This window comes from Pseudomonas synxantha BG33R, from assembly GCF_000263715.2.
Classification (GTDB): domain Bacteria; phylum Pseudomonadota; class Gammaproteobacteria; order Pseudomonadales; family Pseudomonadaceae; genus Aquipseudomonas; species Aquipseudomonas synxantha_A.
Map to the genome: position 1 here is coordinate 6,065,611 of NZ_CM001514.1, position 20,220 is coordinate 6,085,830.

General features: G+C 60.3%; 22 protein-coding genes. 7 read left to right on the forward strand and 15 right to left on the reverse strand.

Annotated features, from left to right (window positions below; translation table 11 throughout):
• Window positions 1-46: 46 nt before the first annotated feature.
• The 3 genes from PSEBG33_RS01030 to abc-f form a co-directional block, all read right to left on the reverse strand.
• Window positions 47-679, reverse strand: coding sequence for a LysE family transporter (locus tag PSEBG33_RS01030; RefSeq protein WP_005792425.1), 633 nt, complete (start codon window positions 677-679; stop codon window positions 47-49).
• An 89-nt stretch (window positions 680-768) separates the two neighbouring features.
• A complete protein-coding gene (locus PSEBG33_RS01025) occupies window positions 769-1,341 on the reverse strand; it encodes a mechanosensitive ion channel family protein (protein WP_005792426.1) in 573 nt (190 codons plus the stop codon).
• Window positions 1,341-3,251 carry a ribosomal protection-like ABC-F family protein gene (abc-f, locus tag PSEBG33_RS01020; protein WP_005792427.1) on the reverse strand — a complete coding sequence of 637 codons (1,911 nt, stop codon included), beginning with the start codon at window positions 3,249-3,251 and terminating at the stop codon, window positions 1,341-1,343. Before abc-f ends, PSEBG33_RS01025 begins: the two co-directional genes overlap by 1 nt.
• Window positions 3,252-3,301: 50 nt before the next feature.
• Between abc-f and PSEBG33_RS01015 the strand changes: the two genes are divergently transcribed.
• Window positions 3,302-3,766 (forward strand): TIGR02444 family protein, encoded by a 465-nt coding sequence (locus PSEBG33_RS01015; protein WP_032803750.1) that lies wholly within the window; start codon window positions 3,302-3,304, stop codon window positions 3,764-3,766.
• On the opposite strand, the gene PSEBG33_RS01010 is transcribed toward PSEBG33_RS01015, so the two are convergent.
• The gene (locus PSEBG33_RS01010) at window positions 3,763-4,983 is read right to left on the reverse strand and encodes an AlgP family protein (protein WP_005792429.1); all 1,221 of its coding nucleotides are present in this window, start codon (window positions 4,981-4,983) and stop codon (window positions 3,763-3,765) included. The two genes, PSEBG33_RS01015 and PSEBG33_RS01010, sit on opposite strands and share 4 nt — an antisense overlap.
• Before the next feature lie 192 nt (window positions 4,984-5,175).
• Between PSEBG33_RS01010 and PSEBG33_RS01005 the strand changes: the two genes are divergently transcribed.
• Complete coding sequence (locus PSEBG33_RS01005) at window positions 5,176-5,853, forward strand: FKBP-type peptidyl-prolyl cis-trans isomerase (RefSeq protein ID WP_005792430.1); 678 nt, start codon at window positions 5,176-5,178, stop codon at window positions 5,851-5,853.
• 52 nt (window positions 5,854-5,905) lie between these two features.
• Here the strand turns inward: PSEBG33_RS01005 and PSEBG33_RS01000 are convergent, their stop codons facing one another.
• The 7 genes from PSEBG33_RS01000 to PSEBG33_RS00970 form a co-directional block, all read right to left on the reverse strand.
• Window positions 5,906-6,364, reverse strand: coding sequence for an Rsd/AlgQ family anti-sigma factor (locus PSEBG33_RS01000; RefSeq protein WP_005792431.1), 459 nt, complete (start codon window positions 6,362-6,364; stop codon window positions 5,906-5,908).
• Window positions 6,365-6,572: 208 nt separating this feature from the next.
• Window positions 6,573-7,094, reverse strand: a complete 522-nt coding sequence (locus PSEBG33_RS00995) for a disulfide bond formation protein B (RefSeq protein WP_005792432.1) — start codon at window positions 7,092-7,094, stop codon at window positions 6,573-6,575.
• A gap of 237 nt (window positions 7,095-7,331) precedes the next feature.
• Window positions 7,332-8,573 carry a heme biosynthesis protein HemY gene (locus PSEBG33_RS00990; RefSeq protein ID WP_005792433.1) on the reverse strand — a complete coding sequence of 414 codons (1,242 nt, stop codon included), beginning with the start codon at window positions 8,571-8,573 and terminating at the stop codon, window positions 7,332-7,334.
• Window positions 8,574-8,578: 5 nt separating this feature from the next.
• Window positions 8,579-9,694 (reverse strand): uroporphyrinogen-III C-methyltransferase, encoded by a 1,116-nt coding sequence (locus PSEBG33_RS29850; protein ID WP_005792434.1) that lies wholly within the window; start codon window positions 9,692-9,694, stop codon window positions 8,579-8,581.
• A gap of 18 nt (window positions 9,695-9,712) precedes the next feature.
• Entirely contained in the window at window positions 9,713-10,471 is a 759-nt protein-coding gene (locus PSEBG33_RS29855) for a uroporphyrinogen-III synthase (protein WP_005792435.1), read from the reverse strand.
• Entirely contained in the window at window positions 10,468-11,409 is a 942-nt protein-coding gene (gene hemC, locus PSEBG33_RS00975) for a hydroxymethylbilane synthase (RefSeq protein WP_005792436.1), read from the reverse strand. Before hemC ends, PSEBG33_RS29855 begins: the two co-directional genes overlap by 4 nt.
• A gap of 138 nt (window positions 11,410-11,547) precedes the next feature.
• Entirely contained in the window at window positions 11,548-12,294 is a 747-nt protein-coding gene (locus PSEBG33_RS00970; RefSeq protein ID WP_005792437.1) for a LytR/AlgR family response regulator transcription factor, read from the reverse strand.
• 501 nt (window positions 12,295-12,795) lie between these two features.
• On the opposite strand from PSEBG33_RS00970, the gene argH reads away from it, so the two are divergent.
• Window positions 12,796-14,190, forward strand: coding sequence for an argininosuccinate lyase (gene argH / locus PSEBG33_RS00965; RefSeq protein WP_005792438.1), 1,395 nt, complete (start codon window positions 12,796-12,798; stop codon window positions 14,188-14,190).
• Between the two features lie 100 nt (window positions 14,191-14,290).
• On the opposite strand, the gene PSEBG33_RS00960 is transcribed toward argH, so the two are convergent.
• Window positions 14,291-14,950, reverse strand: a complete 660-nt coding sequence (locus tag PSEBG33_RS00960; RefSeq protein ID WP_005792439.1) for a glutathione S-transferase family protein — start codon at window positions 14,948-14,950, stop codon at window positions 14,291-14,293.
• 126 nt (window positions 14,951-15,076) lie between these two features.
• Between PSEBG33_RS00960 and PSEBG33_RS00955 the strand changes: the two genes are divergently transcribed.
• The 3 genes from PSEBG33_RS00955 to PSEBG33_RS00945 all read left to right on the forward strand — a co-directional run bounded on the left by PSEBG33_RS00955 (window position 15,077) and on the right by PSEBG33_RS00945 (window position 18,720).
• Window positions 15,077-15,361 carry a hypothetical protein gene (locus tag PSEBG33_RS00955; protein WP_005792440.1) on the forward strand — a complete coding sequence of 95 codons (285 nt, stop codon included), beginning with the start codon at window positions 15,077-15,079 and terminating at the stop codon, window positions 15,359-15,361.
• A 95-nt stretch (window positions 15,362-15,456) separates the two neighbouring features.
• Window positions 15,457-15,711: a TIGR02647 family protein gene (locus PSEBG33_RS00950; RefSeq protein ID WP_003195403.1), complete on the forward strand. Its 255-nt coding sequence runs from the start codon at window positions 15,457-15,459 to the stop codon at window positions 15,709-15,711.
• Between the two features lie 168 nt (window positions 15,712-15,879).
• A complete protein-coding gene (locus PSEBG33_RS00945; protein WP_005792441.1) occupies window positions 15,880-18,720 on the forward strand; it encodes a class I adenylate cyclase in 2,841 nt (946 codons plus the stop codon).
• Here PSEBG33_RS00945 and rnk read toward each other — a convergent pair.
• The 3 genes from rnk to cyaY all read right to left on the reverse strand — a co-directional run bounded on the left by rnk (window position 18,717) and on the right by cyaY (window position 19,812).
• Entirely contained in the window at window positions 18,717-19,127 is a 411-nt protein-coding gene (rnk, locus tag PSEBG33_RS00940) for a nucleoside diphosphate kinase regulator (protein ID WP_005792442.1), read from the reverse strand. The two genes, PSEBG33_RS00945 and rnk, sit on opposite strands and share 4 nt — an antisense overlap.
• Window positions 19,128-19,258: 131 nt before the next feature.
• A complete protein-coding gene (locus PSEBG33_RS00935) occupies window positions 19,259-19,477 on the reverse strand; it encodes a DUF1289 domain-containing protein (protein ID WP_005792443.1) in 219 nt (72 codons plus the stop codon).
• 2 nt (window positions 19,478-19,479) lie between these two features.
• The gene (cyaY, locus tag PSEBG33_RS00930) at window positions 19,480-19,812 is read right to left on the reverse strand and encodes an iron donor protein CyaY (protein WP_005792444.1); all 333 of its coding nucleotides are present in this window, start codon (window positions 19,810-19,812) and stop codon (window positions 19,480-19,482) included.
• Window positions 19,813-20,050: 238 nt separating this feature from the next.
• Between cyaY and lptM the strand changes: the two genes are divergently transcribed.
• Entirely contained in the window at window positions 20,051-20,218 is a 168-nt protein-coding gene (gene lptM / locus PSEBG33_RS29200; protein WP_003195417.1) for an LPS translocon maturation chaperone LptM, read from the forward strand.
• Window positions 20,219-20,220: the final 2 nt, after the last annotated feature.

The following is a 20,220-nucleotide window of genomic DNA, read 5'->3' on the forward strand; positions in this document are numbered from 1 at the left end:
CAATGTGGGAGGGAGCCCCTCCCACATTTCGATTCGGTTTCGGCAATTACGCCGTAGCGCGATGCAGGCTGGCGAGAAATCCGGCAGCGCCGACAAACAAGCCGGCGAATGTACGGTTTACGCGCTTCTGTTGTTTAGGCGTACGCAACAGACGCAAGACTTTCGACGCCAACCCCGTGTAACCCGCCATCACGATCATATCGACGCTGATCATGGTCGCACCGAGGATCAGGTACTGAATCAACAGCGGCGCCTGCGGGTTCACGAATTGCGGCAACACCGCCAACATGAACACCAGGGCCTTGGGGTTGCTGGCGTTGACCAAAAAGCCGCGGAACATCATCGCCATCGGCTTGCCGATCGGGCGCACGGCGGCGTCATCGGTCATGTCCATGGGCAGGGCGCGCCATTGCTTGATGGCCAGGTACACCAGGTAGGCCACGCCAAACCATTTGATCGCATAGAATGCGGTAGACGACGCCGCCAGAATGGCCCCCAGGCCACCCGCGACCACGGCAATCTGCATCGCCAGGCCCAGTTGCAGGCCAATGGCGTTCCAGTAGCCCCGGACAAAACCGTATTGCAGGCCGCTGGACATCGAGGCGATGGCACCGGCGCCAGGAGAAAGGGAGATGATCCAACTGGCCAGGAAAAAGGCCAGCCATGTGTCGAGAGCCATTGCGCACCTCAGAAGGGAGTCAGCGATTGTGCCTTTAAGCTAACTCTACCGACCGAAGGCTGGCTATAGATTTTTACAAGATGTAAACGCTAGCGGTCGCCCGGAAATACATGGGTGCCAGGCCAACGGCGCACCGAGCGCTGAAAGAACAAGCTGTTAGGCACTTGCACCATCGCGCTGCTGGTCCCGGCTTCTTCTACTTCGATCAATGTGGTGTAAAGCAGGTTGATCGCCACGACCCTGCCCTTCACGCCGGGTTTGTCGACGGTGTCCACCAACTCGACAATATCCCCAAGGCGGAACGGCCCGACGGTGAAGATCAGAATTGCGCACAACAGGTTGGACAGCACCGACCACATGGCGAAGAACGCCACTGCCGCTACCGCGACAAACCCTGACAGCGCCGTCCACAGCACCGTGGCAGACACTCCCAGGCGCCCCAGCACAAAGATCAGCGCACTGCCCATGATCAGCCAGCGCAAGCCGCCGCGCAGGGGCATCAGCAGTTGCGGCGGGAACGGGTAACGCTCACCCAGGCGCGTCAGGCCCTTGGCGACGAAGCGCTGGGCCAGGTAGCCGGCCAGCAGGATCAGCAGGATTTGCACGCCGATCCATACGGGCTCGACCCATTGCGCCGGTACCGGCAGTTGCAACGCTTCCATCAGGACAGCGCCTCCAGCTCCGCTTGCAAGGTTTCGAGCAGTTCGAGGGCCTCCATCCAGGTTTCCTCCAATTGCCCTTCGCGCACCTTGAGCTTGGCCTGTTCGGCCAGCAGGTCACGCAGCTCATCCTTGCGCGCCGCCTCGTACACGGCGCTATCACCCAGGCTGGTTTCGATCTTGGCCAGGCGCTCGTGCACCTTGCCCAGCTCGGCTTCCAGCTTGTCGGCCTCACGCTTGTGCGGCGCCAGTTGCTGGCGCAGCGCGGCGGCGGCCTGGCGCTGGGCTTTCTTGTCAGTCTTGTCCGGGTTGACCGGGGTGTTGCTGGCCGGCGCATTGCGCAGGCGGTAATCGGTCAGCCAACGTGCGTAGTCGTCCAGGTCGCCGTCGAATTCTTCGACCTTGCCGTCGGCCACCAGCAGGAAGTTGTCGGTGGTGCTCTTGAGCAGGTGGCGATCGTGAGACACCACCAGTACCGCACCGCTGAACTCCTGCAGGGCCATGGTCAGTGCCAGGCGCATCTCCAGGTCCAGGTGGTTGGTCGGTTCGTCGAGCAGCAGCAGGTTTGGACGGTCCCAGGCGATCAGGGCCAGGGCCAGTCGGGCTTTTTCGCCACCGGAGAAATTCAGCACTGGCTCGTCGATCCGTGCGCCACGGAAGTCGAAACCGCCGAGGAAGTCGCGCAGGGTTTGCTCGCGCTCGGTGGGCGCCAGGCGCTGCAGGTGCAACAGCGGGCTGGCCTTGGCATCAAGCGAATCCAGTTGGTGCTGGGCGAAGTAGCCCACCACCGTGTTCTCGCCACGGGTCAGGCGGCCAGCCAGTGGCTCAAGCTCACCCGACAGGTTCTTGATCAGCGTCGACTTGCCCGCTCCGTTGGGGCCAAGCAAACCGATGCGCGCGCCGGGCGTGAGCTGCAGCTTGACCTTCTCCAGGATGGTCTTGTCGCCGTAGCCCAAGCGAGCGTCCGACAGATCGAGCAGAGGGCTTGAGATCTTCACCGACTCACGGAACACGAAATCGAACGGCGAATCGACGTGGGCCGCCGACAGTTCTTCCATGCGCTCCAGCGCCTTGATGCGGCTCTGGGCCTGACGGGCCTTGGTGGCCTGGGCCTTGAAGCGGGCAATGTAGCTTTCCATGTGCGCACGTTGCGCCTGTTGCTTTTCAAAGGCCTGTTGCTGCTGGGCCAGGCGTTCGGCGCGTGCGCGTTCGAACGCGGTGTAGCCGCCACGGTAGAGGGTGATTTTCTTCTGCTCGACGTGGGCGATGTTGTCGACCACGGCGTCGAGGAAATCCCGGTCGTGGGAAATCAGCAGCAAGGTGCCCTGGTAGCTCTTGAGGAAATCTTCCAGCCACAGGATCGCATCGAGGTCCAAGTGGTTGGTCGGCTCGTCGAGCAGCAACAGGTCCGAGGGGCACATCAGTGCCTGGGCCAGGTTCAGGCGCATGCGCCAGCCGCCGGAGAAGTCGGCGACCGGGCGGTCCATCTGTTCGTTGGTAAAGCCAAGGCCAGCGAGCATTTTGCGGGCACGGGCGTCGGCGGTGTAGCCGTCGGCACTGTCCAGCTCGGCGTGCAGGCGGGCCTGGGCGGCACCGTCCTGGGCTTTTTCGGCTTCGGCGAGGTCGTGTTGCACCTGGCGCAGGCGCAGGTCGCCATCGAGCACGTAGTCGATCGCGATGCGGTCCAGGGTGTCGATCTCCTGGCGCATATGGGCGATGCGCCAGTCGGCCGGCAGCAGGCAGTCCCCGGAATCCGGGGTCAGCTCACCGAGCAGCAAGGCGAACAACGTGGATTTGCCGGCGCCATTGGCACCGATCAGGCCGGCTTTGTGACCGGCGTGCAGGGTCAGCTCGGCGTCTTCGAGAAGACGTTGCGGGCCACGCTGTAATGTTAGGCTTTGAAGTCGGATCATAATGGCGGCGGAGTCTACCAGCTTCGTTGGCCGCTGGCTTGGGTGTGAATATGTGCGCTGACCTGTGGAGCTTTGCCCTTTCTACCTACGCTCGCCCGGGTGTAGAGGCCGCTTGCCTGCGTTTGCAGGAACATGGCGCGGATGTATGCCTGCTGCTGTGTGGTGCGTGGCTGGAGCGGCGCGGTGTGGCACATACACCTGAGCGGGTGCAGGCGCTGCAACAGCTTGCCCGTCCGTGGCGGGTGCAGGTTGTCGAACCGTTGCGATACCTGCGCGTGCAATGGCGAGCCCTGGCGCAGCAGGATACGCAGCTGGCATCGTTGCGCGAGCGGGTGAAAGCCGTGGAGCTGGAGGCTGAACGAACACTGCTGGCGCGCCTGGAAACCTTGGCGCAGGCATGGCCGATCAATGAGGTGGTGGGTCAGTACGAATGGCTTGAAGGCGTGGCGACCGAAGCCGCCAACCTTGACCACGACGCGCTGCAGGCGCTGCGCGTCGCGGCCACCGACGCTTAGGAAGCGTTGGTTGGGGTGGTGCTTGGCGCTACCGGTGCAGGCGTGGTGCTGGCCGATGCGGTTGGAGCGGTGGATGCTGTCGGTGCCGGTGGAGTGGCTGGCTTGGCGACTGCTGGTTTGGCAGCAGCAGGTTTAGCGGCTGGCTTGGCTGCTGGTTTCGCGGCAGCAGGTTTGGCGGCTGGCTTGGCTGCTGGTTTCGCGGCTGCAGGTTTAGCGGCTGGCTTGGCTGCTGGTTTCGCGGCTGCAGTTTTGGCGGTTGGCTTGGCTGCTGGTTTCGCGGCTGCAGTTTTAGCGGCTGGCTTGGCTGCTGGTTTCGCGGCTGCAGTTTTAGCGGCTGGCTTGGCTGCTGGTTTCGCGGCTGCAGTTTTAGCGGCTGGCTTGGCTGCTGGTTTCGCGGCTGCAGTTTTAGCGGCTGGCTTGGCTGCTGGTTTCGCGGCTGCAGTTTTAGCGGCTGGCTTGGCTGCTGGTTTCGCGGCTGCAGTTTTAGCGGCTGGCTTGGCTGCTGGTTTCGCGGCTGCAGTTTTAGCGGCTGGCTTGGCTGCTGGTTTCGCGGCTGCAGTTTTAGCGGCTGGCTTGGCTGCTGGTTTCGCGGCTGCAGTTTTAGCGGCTGGCTTGGCTGCTGGTTTCGCGGCTGCAGTTTTAGCGGCTGGCTTGGCTGCCGGTTTGGCAGCTGCAGTTTTAGCGGCTGGCTTGGCTGCCGGTTTGGCAGCTGCAGTTTTAGCGGCTGGCTTGGCTGCCGGTTTGGCAGCTGCAGTTTTAGCAACTGGCTTGGCAGCAGCGGTTTTGGCAGCGGGCTTGGCTGCAACTTTTGCGGGTGTACGAGCCCCCAGCGCTTTAGCTACGGCTTCCTTCACACGACCAACGCCTTGGGCCAGCTTCAGGCTTTCTTGAGCGTCTTTTTTGAGTTGGGAAATGTAGCTGCGGGTTTCAGCTTGACGATCCTTGAGGGCGTCCAGCAGGTCCTCAAGTTCTTTGACAGCGCCCTTGGCTTTGGCTTGCGCCTTGGACTTGCCGGCAGTAGCGGCGTCTTGCAGTTTGGTACGGGACTTGTGCAGCTTTTCTTGCGCTTTACCGCGTTGTTTTTCCAGTTTGGCGAGCAGTTTTTCTGCATCGGCCAACGCCTGGGAACATGCGCTTTCCAGATGTTCGAGCAGGCTGCCCGAAAGTTGTTGGAGCAAGTGCAACGGGGTATTTACAGGCTTCTGTTTGGCCGACATGGTTTACCTCCTGGCTGACGTGGGTGCGGCTCATACTAGCCCTCTGCTCTTACCGCCGCTAGCGCATGTTGACAGTATCGTTGGGCTTGCGTTGCACGGTACGAAAATTCTTATCGATATAACGCAAATGCTCACCAGTTTTTACGCACTCACACTGGCATAATCCGTCGCACTTTCGCCGGGAGAATGTCCATGTCGCGTTATCTTTTTCTAGTGCTTGGCTTGGCGATCTTCGTGGCCGATGCGAGCGAGCAATCGCCGTCAAAAACCACTGCCACAGAGGCGCATGATCTAGCCTATAGCTTGGGCGCAAGCCTCGGCGAACGCTTGCGCCAGGAAGTCCCCGACCTGCAGATCCAGGCCCTGATCGACGGCCTCAAGCAAGCCTATCAAGGCAAGCCGCTGGCGCTCGACAACGCGCGCATCGAACAGATTCTTACCGCGCACGAAGCGCAAAACGCCGCCAACGCCCAGCTACCTCAAAGCGAAAAAGCACTGGCCGCCGAACAGCAATTTCTAACTCGGGAAAAAGCCGCCAGTGGTGTTCGTGAATTGGTAAATGGGATTCTGTTTACCGAGCTGGCACCGGGCACTGGCAACAAGCCGTTAGCCAGCGATGAAGTGCAGGTGAAATACGTGGGCCGACTGCCTGACGGAACTGTCTTCGACAAAAGTACGCAACCGCAATGGTTTCGCCTGAACAGCGTGATCAGCGGTTGGAGCAGTGCATTGCAACAGATGCCGGTGGGTGCGAAATGGCGTCTGGTGATTCCTTCAGCCCAGGCCTATGGCGCAGACGGCGCAGGTGAGTTGATCCCCCCCTATACGCCGCTGGTGTTCGAGGTCGAACTGCTCGGCACTCGCCACTGACCCATAAAAAACGGTGCGACATGCGCACCGTTTTTTATCTCGCCGCCAAGGATCAGGCCTGGACAGCAGCCTTTTGTTTGTGGGCCGTGTGCAACACTTCGATCAGGCAATCTTCCAATTCGAAACGCTCATGGAGCAGACCGCCGAGCTCCTTGAATTTTTCAGCAACACACTTGCCTTCATCACACAGATCATTGAAGGCCAGCAGCTTCTCGGTGATCACATCAATGCGCGGGTAAAGGGTTTCGGCCAATTCCAATCCGCGTTTGTCATTGAAGGCTTTCGCTTCGCCGGTCAGCTGCTCATAAACCTCAAAATGACCCGCAGATACGTAATCCACCAAAGACCCGCAGAATTCTTGCAGAGGCTTTTGCTTCTCAGCCAATGCATCGGGATGGGCACCAAGAGTGTCATAGGCCTGAATCAGTTCGCGGCGCTCCAACAGCCATCTATCGATCAGCTTGTGCACCCCACCCCAACGTTCCTGAGCATTCTGACAACTTTCCAGCATGATGATCTCTCTTCCCTATAGGGGCGCTGCTGCTCTGTACCTGCGCAACACTTGAAGGATTAAGCAGCAGTCGAACAAAGCCGCTTCTGACAAATGGTTTGGATACGCGTGCGGGCCAGATTATGCCCGCATGACTATGGCTTCAAGGTACGCAGGAGAGAATGTTCATACAAGTGTTTAATCCACTCCTACAACGCGCGTCCCGTTTTCATGACGTTGTGATGCGCAAATGCTTACTGAACAACAGCCGCGAGCATTGCATGACACCCAGGATCAACATCGCCACAAAGAACAACAGGCTCCACTCCGGCAGGCTCAGGTCAAATAGCGTCCAGTTGATTTCAACGCAATCGACAGTCCCGTTGAACACTGACCTCGCCGCCTGCCAGAACGACAGGTTTTCGATCATGTAGTGCAAGCTGGGCCAGCAATCCCGGCCCGCACCTGACGGAATATTCTGCAATAGCACTTGGCGCCCGGCAGTGATGGCGCCCAATAATGCACACACGGTGCTCGCCAGCCCATACAGACAAAGGCCGGAGCGCCCGGGATTATGAAGGGCGGCCATCAGGTTGATCAGCGCAAAAGTGGCCAGAAACAGACGTTGTACCTGGCACAGAAAGCAAGGCCGTAGCAACGCGCCGTATTCCAGATAGAAGGACGCGCCCAACGTCAGCGCACCCGCCATGAACGCCAGCAAAAACAAGGAGCGTAAAGGGGCCAAAGACATTGTTTATCCGCACTGCAAGAGATAGGTCGCTACGGTAGAGGAAAGGCCCGACCCCTTTCAAGACGCCCCGGAGCAGACAATTCCGCGAAGAAGCAAGGACATTCCGCCAAGGCATGGCGGAAATCCAGTTACAACAAGTAGGAATTAGTCATCACGTCAGTTATACCGAGTGTTTATTGGGGTTTTAAGGATCGGGTGTCGGATAGATCCGAGCCAATCCATTCACCCTTTCCTACTTCAAATACGCGCGGGTACTGGCAGAGGCGAGGACAACAGACGATTGTCGAGCAGCCCCAGACCTTCCTGAAACAGCTGGTTGCTGCGCTCGGTGTCGCCCAGTTGGGCCAGCAGGCGGGCCAATTCGGCACAGGCTTCGGGGTTGCGCTGAACTTGCAGGCTGCTTTCCAGATAGTCCCGCGCCTTGCCCCACAGGCTGTTTTGCAGGCACAGACGGCCAAGCGTCAGCAGCAAGCTGGCATCGCCCGGATGGTCCTTGAGCCAGCCTTCGGCAAACTTCAACTGGCGCGCCGGGTCACTGCCACGCAACAGGCCATACAGCCGAATCAGATGGCTGTCATAGTCGCGTTTGAGGGCACCACGCAGCACTTCCTCGGCCTTTGCATCCGCGCCTAGCCGACGCAGTTGGTCGGCATAAGCCAGCACCAATTGTGGCTGCTGGCGCTGGGCCGAGGTCAGTTGCTCCCAGGCCCGTTCCAGAGACTGCAAGCCCGCCTCGCCCTGCTCTTCACGCTGGGCAGCCAGGCTCAGGTTTTCGCCCCAGGCACGACGTTCCAGCTCGGCCAGCTCACTGGCGGGCAAGACTTTGTCCTTGCGCAGTTCAGGCAGCAGGCGAATCACCGAGGACCAATCGCCACGCTGCTGATGCAGGCGCTGTAGCTGCCTGAGTACCTGCGCGTTATGCGGGTGACGCTCGTGCATCGCCTGAAGCGTAACCAGGGCGCCTTCCGTATCGCCGCGGTCCATCTGCAGTTGCGCATGGCTCAGGGCTACGGCCAATTCCGCCTGGGGCTGGCGCTCCAGGGCGCGCTCCAGCAAGCCGTCGGATTCCTCATAGCGGCCCTGCTCATTGGCCGCACGGGCAGCACCGATGTAATAGAGCAGCGGCTGACGCTCTGCTTCGGCAGCGCGGTGCAAGTGGCGTTCGGCACTGGCCCAGCGGCCCTCGGCAAGGTCCATCTGGCCTTGCTCGATCGCGATCTGCACACGGCGGCTGCGGTTGCGTCGCGACCATGGATTGACCACGCCACCGGAGGTCGTGATCAGGCTCAGCAACACACGAACCAGGTAGATCGCCAGGCCGATGGCAAACACCGCCACCAGGGTAGCCCACAGGCTTGACTCGTAATGCAGCAAATGCGGATAGGTAATCAGCACGTAGCCGGTGTGTTTCGAAATACCCACGGCCAGTGCGAGGGCGACTGCAATCGCCAGCACCAGGATCACATAGAAACGCTTCATCAGCTCTACTCCTGGGTCGCCGGTTTGCCGGCCGCGGCCTTGGCTTCGTCGGCAGACAGATGACGACGTTCAAGGTAAGCCTGCACGGCGGCCAGGCTCGCAGCCAGGTCCGGCGTCACCACCGACACGGCCTTGGGCTCAAGTTCAGCTATACGCGCCAGCATCGCCTTGCTCTGCGGGTTGTCCTGATTGAAGTTGTCTTGCAATACGCTGCGCGCTTCGCCCAGCGAGCGGCTGTATACCGCCGACTCGCCGTTGAGCGCGGCCCACTGCGCCTGCTCCAGCGCCAGACTCAGGGCCAGGCGCACTTGGTTCAAGCCCTGGCCTGCCAACAATGGCCGGATATTGTCATCCGGGTTGAAGTCGATGCGGAAATAGCGGGAAATCTGTTCCCACCACTGGCTCAACTGGTTCTGCGTATCGCTTGTGGGGCGCCCTTGGGAAGCAGGCTCCGTAAGCTGATACTCCGGGGCAATCGCCGCCAGTTGCACGACCTGGTCACGCAAGGCCGCCAGTTGCAGGTACAGGCCGGTGCGGTCTGGTTGCTCAGTGCTGCGCAGTGCGGCAAGGCTCTTGGCCAGTTGCTCACGGGCGGTGAAAGCCCCTGGGTCGCTCTGCTCGCGAAGAATCTCGTCGGCGCCCTGGACCAGCGACTGCGCACTGTTGATGTCTTGCAAGGCAGACAAACGCAAGCTGGCCAGACGGATCAGATGCTCCGCCTCGGCCAGGCGCCAATCCTTGCGGCTGGCGCCCAACACCGTTTCGAGGCGCTGGCTCAGGCGTTGCTGATCGCCCTGCAACTGGGCAACCAGGCGGCGGCGCTCTTCCAGCTCGTCCGCACCCGGCAATTGTGCCAGGCGGGCGGCCAACTGTTGCTGGCTTTGCTTGAGGCTCTGGGATTGGTCATCCAGGGTCTGCACTTGGCTCAATTGATGTTGGTTGCTGGCTTGAAGGGCGCGGACCTGCCAGATCCCCCAGCCGCCAGCAGCTAAGCCAGCAGCCCCTAGCAGCAAGGCGACGACCGCCAGGCCATTGCCGCGGCGCGGCGCGGTGACCGGTGTCTCGACCGGCGCATCAAGCGCGGGCTGAGCTTCATCTTTAGGCAAGGCTGTTTCGCTCACGTATCCGTCCTTTGCGTATCAGAGAGTGGGAACGGGATAGCTCCCCAACGCCACTAACAAAGCCGCGGCACTTGCGCCGCGACAATCCACAACTTTTTTTGCGCCAGCGGCCCGCGCCATCTCATAGACGCGCGGGCTGGGCACGAACAACGGCAGCTTTGCCACCAGGGGCCAATCACGGCCGGCCAGGGCTTGCAGGTGTAAAAAACCCTGTCCACTGCTGACCACCAGGCCGTTCAAGCGTTCCAACCGGATGCGTTGCATCAGCGCACCCGTCTCGTAGACCGGGAGAAAACGCCGATACAATTCCAGATAGTCGACACTAGCACCTTGCTCGCGCAAACGCTCTGCCAGCAACTCGCGGCCGCCCTCGCCACGCAGGATCAGCACCTTGGCGCCCGGCTGTGCGATAGCCTCGCGCAATGCAGGCAATTGAAGCAAGGCCTCGCTGTCATCGCCAGTGGCGGGATAATGAACGTCGAGGCCATGACCGGCCAGGATCTGCGCCGTCGCCGCACCGACGCTGAACCACGGCATTGGTGGCACGGCATTCCCCAACCGTTGCAGCGCCAGGCGCGCGGCCGGCTTGCTCACAACAATGACCGCGCAATAACGCTGCAACGCGTCAAACACCGCTTGTTGCTCAGCCGTAACCGCTAACGCTTGCGTCTCCAGCAACGGCAGACGGCTGCTGTATATACCGGCCTGGGACAATAACGCCGCCAGGGCTATCGACTCCTCGGCAGGCCGCGTCAGCAGCACTCGCCAGTCGGTCACTGCGGACCGGCCTCGCCATAGACTTTTTGTAAAATGGCACCGGCGCCTTTGTCCAGCAACTCCTCGGCAACCTGAATCCCCAAGGCCGTGGCGTCTCGTTGCGGCCCACGCACCTGGGCAGTCAGCAGGGTACCGCCATCCGGATCCCCCACCAGGCCGCGCAGCCACAGGCTCTCACCTTCGAGTACGGCATAACAGGCGATGGGGACTTGGCAGCCGCCATTGAGGTGTTTGTTCAGGGCGCGCTCGGCGGTCACACGAACTTCGGTATCGGCGTGATCGAGGGGCTTGAGCAGTGCGTGGATTTCGCTGTCGACGGTCCGACATTCGATGCCGACTGCGCCCTGCCCGCCGGCGGGCAGGCTGTCTTCGACGCTGATGGCCGATGTGATGCGATCTTCGAAGCCCAAGCGGATCAAGCCGGCGGCGGCAAGAATGATCGCGTCATATTCGCCGGCATCCAGCTTGGCCAGGCGCGTGTTGACGTTGCCGCGCAAAAAGCGAATCTGCAAGTCGGGCCGACGTGTCAGCAACTGAGCCTGGCGACGCAGGCTGGAGGTGCCGACGATGCTGCCCAGCGGCAAGTCATCCAGGGACGCGTAGGTATTGGAAACAAAGGCATCACGCGGATCTTCGCGCTCGCAGATGCAAAAAAGGCCCAGGCCTTCAGGGAAGTCCATGGGCACGTCTTTCATCGAATGCACAGCGATGTCGGCTTCGTTTTCCAGCAGCGCAGTTTCCAGCTCCTTGACGAAAAGACCCTTGCCGCCGATTTTCGACAGGGGTGAGTCCAGCAGCTTGTCGCCGCGACTGACCATGGGCACCAGGGATACCTTGAGGCCCGGATGAGCCTGCTCAAGGCGTGCTTTGACGTATTCGGCCTGCCACAAGGCCAAGGCGCTTTTACGGGTGGCGATGCGGATTTCGCGAGAGGACATGGATCAATCCGTACTGAATAGATACGGCGGATAATAACAGCTCAGGCAAATACGCTTTGATTTGAATCAGCAAGTGCGGGGCCTCCCTGGCCACATCGCACCGGGATAAGGAAGGCAGACCGCGCCCCAGCCCTTGGGCTAAAGCTGCTGCATCATCTTGCGCACGCCGGCGACATGGCGTCGGCTGACGATCAACGCATCGCCATTGAGCCCCTTCAGAAAGAGCTGAAAGTGCCCCAGGGGTGTGCGCTGCAAGCGCTCGATACGTTCGCGGGCTACCAGCGCGTTGCGATGGATACGCACAAAACGGTCGCCGAATTCATCCTCAAGGGCCTTGAGCGGCTCATCCAGCAGCACTTCGCCGGCTTCATGGCGCAGGGTCACGTACTTGTGATCGGCAATAAAGTAGACCACCTGGTTGAGCGGGATCAGCTCGATGCCTTTGCGGGTGCGCGCACTGATGTGGCTGCGTGGCCCGTTACCACTTTGGGCCGCAGGCTGGGTCAGTGCGGCAAGTTGGGCACGGCTGGGACGCTCGGCTTTTTTCAAGGCTTTGAGCAAGGCCTCGGCGGTGACCGGCTTGACGAGAAAACTGACACCGCTGTCTTCCAGCGTCTGTGCAGAGAACTCTTCCTGGGCCGCGCACAACACCACGGCAGGTGGCGATTCGCGCTCGCTCAGGCGGGCAGCGACTTGCAGGCCATCAAAGCCCGGCATACGGATATCGAGCAGCACCACATCCGGCTTGAGGCTGTCGATCAGGGTCAACGCCTCCTCACCGCTGGTGGCACTCGGTTCAAGGACTGTATAACCCTCGAGTTCACTGACAAGACGGCTCAGTCGCTCGCGGGCTTGGGGTTCGTCATCAACGATCAGGACATTCATATTGCGCTGGATTCCTGCGTGAGTCTCGCACAAGGATAGCGTAGACAGGTGCGGTGACTTGCGTCACAGCGATCCACGCTAAGACTAGCGCGAGCGGCAAAAAGTGCCCTGAGAGCGGCACCCAAATTTACCCGGACCTGTTCAATAGCGCCCAAGACCTGCTGCCTTCGGGCATCGTCGTAGGGTTCACTGATACACAATCCGAATACCCCCCTGTTTAATGGATAGTCTGGTTATGACCGCATCACCAGACTTTGGTGCATTCACACACTAGCAGTCCAACTGTAGACGCTCACTGAGACGATATTGCTCAATCGTCAAATATCGTTTCAACAAGCACGTATCTCCAGTCTCGTCCCGGATGCGTTCGGCGGCAAGGCACTTAGCCATCTACGACACAAATAAAATTGCCGATCACCCGCGGCACCGCCTTCACGGGCAACCCTGTTATTATCGCCGGTACACCTTCATGCCTCTTTCAAGCAGATCACGAGCGAATCCATGAGCACCGACAAGACCAACCAGTCCTGGGGCGGCCGCTTCAGTGAACCCGTCGACGCCTTCGTCGCGCGCTTCACCGCCTCCGTCACCTTCGACCAGCGCCTGTACCGCCACGACATCATGGGCTCCATCGCCCATGCCACGATGCTGGCCAAGGTCGGCGTGCTGACCGACGCCGAGCGTGACAGCATCATCGACGGCCTGACCACCATCCGCGGTGAAATCGAGGCAGGCACGTTCGACTGGCGCGTCGATCTGGAAGACGTGCACATGAACATCGAGGCACGCCTGACCGATCGCATCGGCGTGACCGGCAAGAAACTGCACACCGGCCGCAGCCGTAACGATCAGGTAGCCACCGATATTCGCCTGTGGCTGCGCGATGAAATCGACCTGATCCTGGCCGAAATCACCCGCCTGCAAAAAGGTTTGCTGGAGCAGGCCGAGCGTGAATCGGACACCATCATGCCCGGCTTCACTCACTTGCAGACCGCCCAGCCAGTGACCTTCGGTCACCATCTGCTGGCCTGGTTCGAAATGCTCAGTCGCGATTACGAGCGCCTGGTCGATTGCCGCAAGCGCGCCAACCGTATGCCGTTGGGCAGCGCTGCGCTGGCCGGCACCACCTACCCGATCGACCGCGAGTACACCGCGCAGCTGCTGGGTTTTGACGCCGTGGGCGGCAACTCCCTGGACGGCGTGTCGGACCGCGACTTCGCCATCGAATTCTGTGCCGCCGCCAGTATCGCGATGATGCACCTGTCGCGCTTCTCCGAAGAGCTGGTGCTATGGACCAGCGCCCAATTCCAGTTCATCGACCTGCCGGACCGCTTCTGCACCGGCAGCTCGATCATGCCGCAAAAGAAAAACCCTGACGTGCCTGAGTTGGTGCGCGGCAAGAGCGGCCGTGTATTCGGCGCGCTGATGGGCCTGTTGACCCTGATGAAAGGCCAGCCCCTGGCCTACAACAAGGACAACCAGGAAGACAAGGAACCGCTGTTCGACGCCGCGGACACCCTGCGTGATTCGCTGCGCGCCTTTGCCGACATGATCCCCGCGATCAAGCCCAAACACGCGATCATGCGTGAAGCAGCCCTGCGTGGTTTCTCCACGGCAACCGACCTGGCGGACTACCTGGTGCGCCGTGGCCTGCCATTTCGTGACTGCCACGAAATCGTCGGCCACGCGGTGAAATACGGTGTGGACACCGGCAAGGACCTGGCGGAAATGAGCCTGGAAGAACTGCGCCAGTTCAGCGACCAGATCGAACAGGATGTGTTTGCCGTGCTGACCCTGGAAGGCTCGGTAAATGCCCGCAACCATGTGGGCGGCACTGCGCCGGCACAGGTCAAGGCAGCGGTCGTGCGCGGCAAAGAATTGCTCGCCAGCCGCTAAAAGCATCGCAGGCAAGCCAGCTCCCACACTTGATTGGGTTCACACATCAAAATGTGGGAGCGGGCTTGCCTGCGATGGCGCCCTTACAGATGCCAAAGGTTTATTTCTTGGCCGCAATCATCGCCATGAATGCCGGGATCGCCGCCTGCCTGTCCGCCTCTACCTTCTGCGCGTTGGGCATTTCATTCAGGCGCCCCAGCAATGCCTTCGCCTGCGGCAACTGCGCCAGCAGGTCCAGCCCGAACAGCTTCTCGCCCACGCCGCACGCCAGGTTCAGGCTGTACATGAAATACAAATCCGCAATGGTGAAGTTCTCCCCAGCCACATAAGGCGCGAACTTACCGTGCCGACCTAACGTACCGATCCCAAGCAGCAGCTCGGCCCTGGATTTCTCCTTGATCGCCTCCGGCACCGTCATGCCGAAAAAAGCCTCGGCGAAACACGCTCGCGCAGGCAGTTCGATGTAGAGCTCGATTTCACGGCACAGCGCCAGCACCTGAGCCCGTTGAAAAGGGTCGGCCGGCAGCAATGAAGGGCCTTCCTGAGTGTGTTCGATGTACTCCAGAATCACGCTGGTTTCATTGATAAACCCTTGCTTGACGCCCAGCACCGGCACTTTGCCTCGCGGGCTCACCGCCAAGGCTTCGGGGGTCTGGCCTGCATAAAAAGGCACCTCCTCGAAAGCCAGCCCTTTCTCCAGAAGTGCAAGCTTGACCATGTTGTAGTAGTTACTGACTGAAAATCCGTAGAGCTTGAGCATTGCAGATGCCTCCAGGCCGGGTGTGGGGTTGGCTGCAAGAGTTATAGTTCCAGGCGCCCGGCCTGACCAGCAGCATCACCTGCCTGAATGGCGGTAGACTGGCACCCTTTCCTTGAGGAGCCTGCCATGAGCGAGCCGACCGATATCGACAATGACGAAGAAGAATTCACCGAAACCACGCTGATCGAAGCCATCGAAAACCAGATCGAAAGCGACAACCCGCCAGCGGCCAAGGCAACGTTCAACAAACTGACCCTGGTGGGCTACGAGCGCGACGACATCCTGAATCTGATGGCTCACGTGCTGGCCTTCGAGATCGACGCCATGCTCGAAGATGACCGCGCCTTCAATACCGATTGGTATGAAACGGCGCTGCGAGCACTGCCCGAGTTGCCGCCGGAAAAGGAATAACCCCGGCACGCAGCAACACGCTGGACAGTTCGGCAAAGTGCGTTCACCTTATGGCCTGCTAGCCTCTAATAAATTTTAGAAAGTCTGGAGTCCTTATGTCGTATACCCCTGAGTTGGTTGCCGAACTGGAAATCCTTGTACTCTTCCCCTTGGACAGCACCAAGGAGGGCTTGAAAGTCCATCAGACCGCCGCTCCTACCGCCATCGCCGCTGCCAAGCGCCTCCATGCGAAAGGACTGATCGATCAGCCGGACGGGGGCTACCTGACGAGCCTTGGCCGGGATGCTGCAGAACAGGCTCAAACCCTGCTGACCATTCTGACCACTGCCAGCACCAAAGAAGCTGCCTGACACCTGATCCCGCCCATGGGGTCCGCCCGTTGCGGACTCCGAGGGCGCTGTTGTGTGGCGCAAAAATTCTGACGCCAAAAAGCCACTTCCCTTTAAAACTCCTACGCTACTGTCTGTAGACTCCTGCATGGCTGCCCACGTCGGGCCCAGCGAGCCACCGAGTTCGACATGACCCGCACCCACGAAATCCGCCCCGATCTGGACGAAGGCATCGACCGCAAGGTGCTGACCCAGTTGCGTGCGCGTTTCATGGCCCTCAATGAGGGCCGCATGGCCCGGGCTGTCGAGGGGCTGACACCACGCCAACAAGGCGTGCTGACTTTGTTGCCGCTGTTTTTCCACGTCAATCACCCGCTGTTGCCGGGCTATGTCTCCAGCAGCACCCCGGCGGGGCTGTCGAATTTCGAACCTGACGCCCAGGCTCTGGCCGAAGCCCAACGCCTGACCCGCTCGTTCTCCTATAAACCGCGCCATGGCAACCCGCCCCGCCCCATCCACGGCCTGTTCCTGATGGGCAGCCTCGGCACGCTGGCCCAGGCCGATCAAAGCGATATGGACGTGTGGGTGTGCCACGCCCCCGACCTGGACGAAAGCGAACTGGCAGAGCTGCGCAAGAAGTGCCAACTGCTGGAAGCCTGGGCCTTGAGCATGGGCGCCGAGGCGCATTTTTTCCTGATCGAACCTACACGCTTTGTCCTGGGTGAACGCGACACGCAACTAAGCTCCGACGATTGCGGTACTACCCAGCACTACCTGCTGCTGGACGAGTTCTACCGCACAGCCATCTGGCTGGCCGGGCGCACGCCGATCTGGTGGCTGGTGCCGGTCTACGAAGAAAAGCGCTACGCCGAATTTACCCACGCCCTGATTTCCAAGCGGTTTATCCGCGCCGATGAAACCCTCGACCTGGGTCACCTGGCCCATATCCCGCCGGGCGAGTTCATAGGTGCCGGGCTGTGGCAATTGTTCAAGGGCATCGAGTCACCGTACAAATCGGTGCTCAAGCTGCTGCTGACCGAGGTCTACGCCAGCGAACATCCGAACGTGTACTGCCTGAGCCTGCGTTTCAAGCGAGCGGTGTTCGCCAACCAAGTGGACCTGGATGAGCTGGACCCTTACATCGTGGTGTATCGCCGCATCGAGGAATACCTCAAGGCCCGCAACGAGCCGGATCGCCTGGAACTGGTACGACGCAGCCTGTACCTGAAGATCAACCGCAAGCTCAGCGCCGGCCAGCGCACCGCCACTTGGCAGCGACTGCTACTGGAACGCCTGGCCCAGGAATGGGGTTGGGACCAGCGCCAACTGGCCCTGCTGGACAGTCGCAGCCAGTGGAAAGTGCGCCAGGTTGCTTCCGAGCGCCGCGCCCTGGTCAATGAACTGAACTACAGCTACCGTTTCCTCACCCAGTTCGCCCGCAGCGAACAGACTGCCAGCCTGATCAACAAACGCGACCTCAATGTACTGGGCCGGCGCTTGTATGCGGCGTTCGAACGCAAGGCCGGCAAGGTTGAGTTCATTAACCCAGGCATCGCCCCGGACCTGGCCGAAGACACTCTGACCCTGGTGCAGTCGCCCAACCGCAAGGAGCCGGGCCAGCACCATTGGGGTTTGTATAACGGCAACCTGACGGCCCTGGAATGGGAGCACTTCGCGCCGATCAAACGCAGCCGGGACCTGCTGGAAATGCTCACCTGGTGCCATCGCAACGGCGTGATCGACAGCAGTACCCGCCTGGCGCTGCACCCCGGTGTCAGCGACATGACCGAGTTCGAATTGTTCAACCTGCTGGGCAGCCTGCAACAAACCATCGCCCTGCCCCTGGCCAGTGTCGAGGAAGAACGTCTGCTGCGCCCGGCAGTGCCCGAAGATGTGCTGTTGCTGATCAACGTCGGCGTGGACCCGCTCAAGCATCATCGCGACCTGAATATCCTGATGACCACCGAGCGCACCGACTCCCTGAGCTACGCCGGTGTACGCGAAAACCTGGTGCTGACCCTTGACCAGGTCACGCTCAACAGCTGGAACGAGGTGATGGTCAGCCGCTACGACGGGCCCCACGCCCTGCTCGACTGCCTGCGCGACTACCTCAACCAACTACCGCCGGGTCATCTGCCACGGCTGCGGGTGCGCTGCTTCTGTCACAACCGTGCGCAGTTCATTGCCCAGCGTGTAGAAGAGGTGTTCGACACCGCACAACACCTGTTGCTTGGCCAAGGCAATCATCGTTACCTGTTGCAGGTGCAACAGCACTATCACGTCATGGAACTGACACCGGGCCAGGCCAATCATGTGTCACTGCCAACCCAGGACGCGCTGATTGCCTACCTCAGTGAGGAACTGGCCAGCTACAGCCCTTGGCACCTTGACGCCATGGCCCTGGAAGACCATGACCTGGCGCTGCTCCTGCCCATGGGCCAGGCTGATTGCGTGCAAGTGTTCTATCGAGTCAACGAAGGCTTCGCCCAGTTGTACGTACTCGACGAATTCAACGCGCTTTGGCAGCAGCGTTTGCCGTTTCATGATGAACAAAGTCTGCTGGCACCGCTGCAACGCTTCCTGCGATCGATCCTCTATCGCCGCGAAGCGCTGTCGTCCCTGGATTCCCGACAGCCCCTGGGTGAAGTGCACACCTTGTACTATCAGTTATTGCCATCGGGCAGCAGCCGCGCGCGCGGCGTGGAGCCACGACCGGCGCCGCAGAACCCTGCCAACAAACCGTTTTATGACGTGCAGGCAATTATCGGCAAAGGCGCGCCTGGCCAGGTGGGGATCACCCTTTACTGCAATCAGCGGGAATTTTGCGAACTGGAATTTGGCGACCAACTGTTTGCCGTGGTCGCCCGGGAGATCGTCGGGCAACGCCGGGAAACCGAGCGTTACCGTTGCTACATCACTGATCTGGATTTGTCAGGACTGCTCGGTGATGTGCAAAGCCCGAGCAATTTGTACCTGCGCTACAAAGCCGAACTGGAACAGTCCCTCAATGCCGCACTGGGCCAGATTTAGAGCGAGAAAGCCCCGCCATCCTTGGGCTGGCCTTCGACACTGAGCAATTCCAGCTTGAGCGTCTTGCCACCCGGTGCAGGCCAGTCGATATGCTGGCCCACTTGCAGACCCAGCAAAGCACTGCCTACCGGCGCCAGGATCGAGATCTTGCCTTCGTCGGCGTTCGCGTCCTTGGGGTAGACCAGCGTCAGGTGATAGTCCTTGCCGCTGCTTTGCTCACGGCAATGCACGCTGGAGTTCATGGTCACGACACCCGCAGTCACTTCATCGTGACCGACCACGTCTTCGGCGCGGTCGAGTTCGGCTTGCAACGCTTCGACGCCGGGAAACTCGTCGCCCAAGCGGTCGATCAGTTGCTCAAGACGCTGCACGTCAAGACGGGTAAGAATGATGGAAGGTGCGGTCATGATTCAGGCAGACTCCTTTTTTCTGCTCAAAAAAGCAAAACCCCGCCAGAAAAAGGCGGGGTTCTCACGGACCTCGATGAGTTGAGGTGTACCCGGACACTACCACAGCGACACAAATAAACAAGATGGCATCAGGCGTGTGCCTTGCGCTGCTCTGCCTGGGCACAGATTACCCTGCGCCGCGCATCGTCGGCGGAGCGCCATTCACGGATGTCTTCCACGTGGCGGAAGCAGCCGAGGCAGACTTTCTGCTCGTCCAGGCGACACAAACTGATACAAGGTGACGGCACCGCCGGGCTGACATTGCTGAACAGCGGCTTGGGCGGGCGTACAGGTACAGGCTGGGTCACGGTCAGATCTCTTCGAAGTCCAGGTCAGCACCGGACTGTTCCTTCGTGAGACGAGCAAGCATTTCGCTCAGCAACTCCTCAGTGGTGTCGTGCGTCCAACGGTTTTCCTCTTCATCGTAATCGAAGTGAAAACCACCGGTGCGCGCTGCGAGCCACAGTTGGCGCAACGGCTCCTGGCGACTGAAGATCAACTGAGTGCCGTTCTCGAACTTGACGGTCAGCACACCAGCCGAGTTTTCCAGATCCACATCCAGGTCGCTGTCGTCGAAAATATCTTCCAGCTTCTCCTGGGTGGCATCCACCAGGTCGTGAAAACGGGCTTCGGTCAAACTCATTGTGGCAACCTCAAAAGTGTCTGGTTTTGCTCAAGCGGGGCACAATACGGACGCGCTTCGCCGATTGCAAAGGATACCGATTTCATTACAGATGGCAGTACGAAATATCATCAAGCAGCGTAGCCCGCTTCTTGTGCTCCTCGGCAAAGCCCCGCCGGACGGGTAGTGCGGCGCATAGGCAAGCTGCCGGGTGGTCGGTATACTCGGGCGCAATTAATGCATATTCAAGGATTTCGCCATGAAGCGCCTGATCTCTTCCCTTGCTGCGCTCGTCGCGGTCGCTTGCCTCGTTAGTGCCTGTGGCCAGAAAGGCCCGTTGTACCTGCCGGATGACAGCAAAGATCCGAATGAACAGGCGCAATCGTCGCAAAAGCCGTCAAAAGCGCATAAGCACGACACCTACTAAGG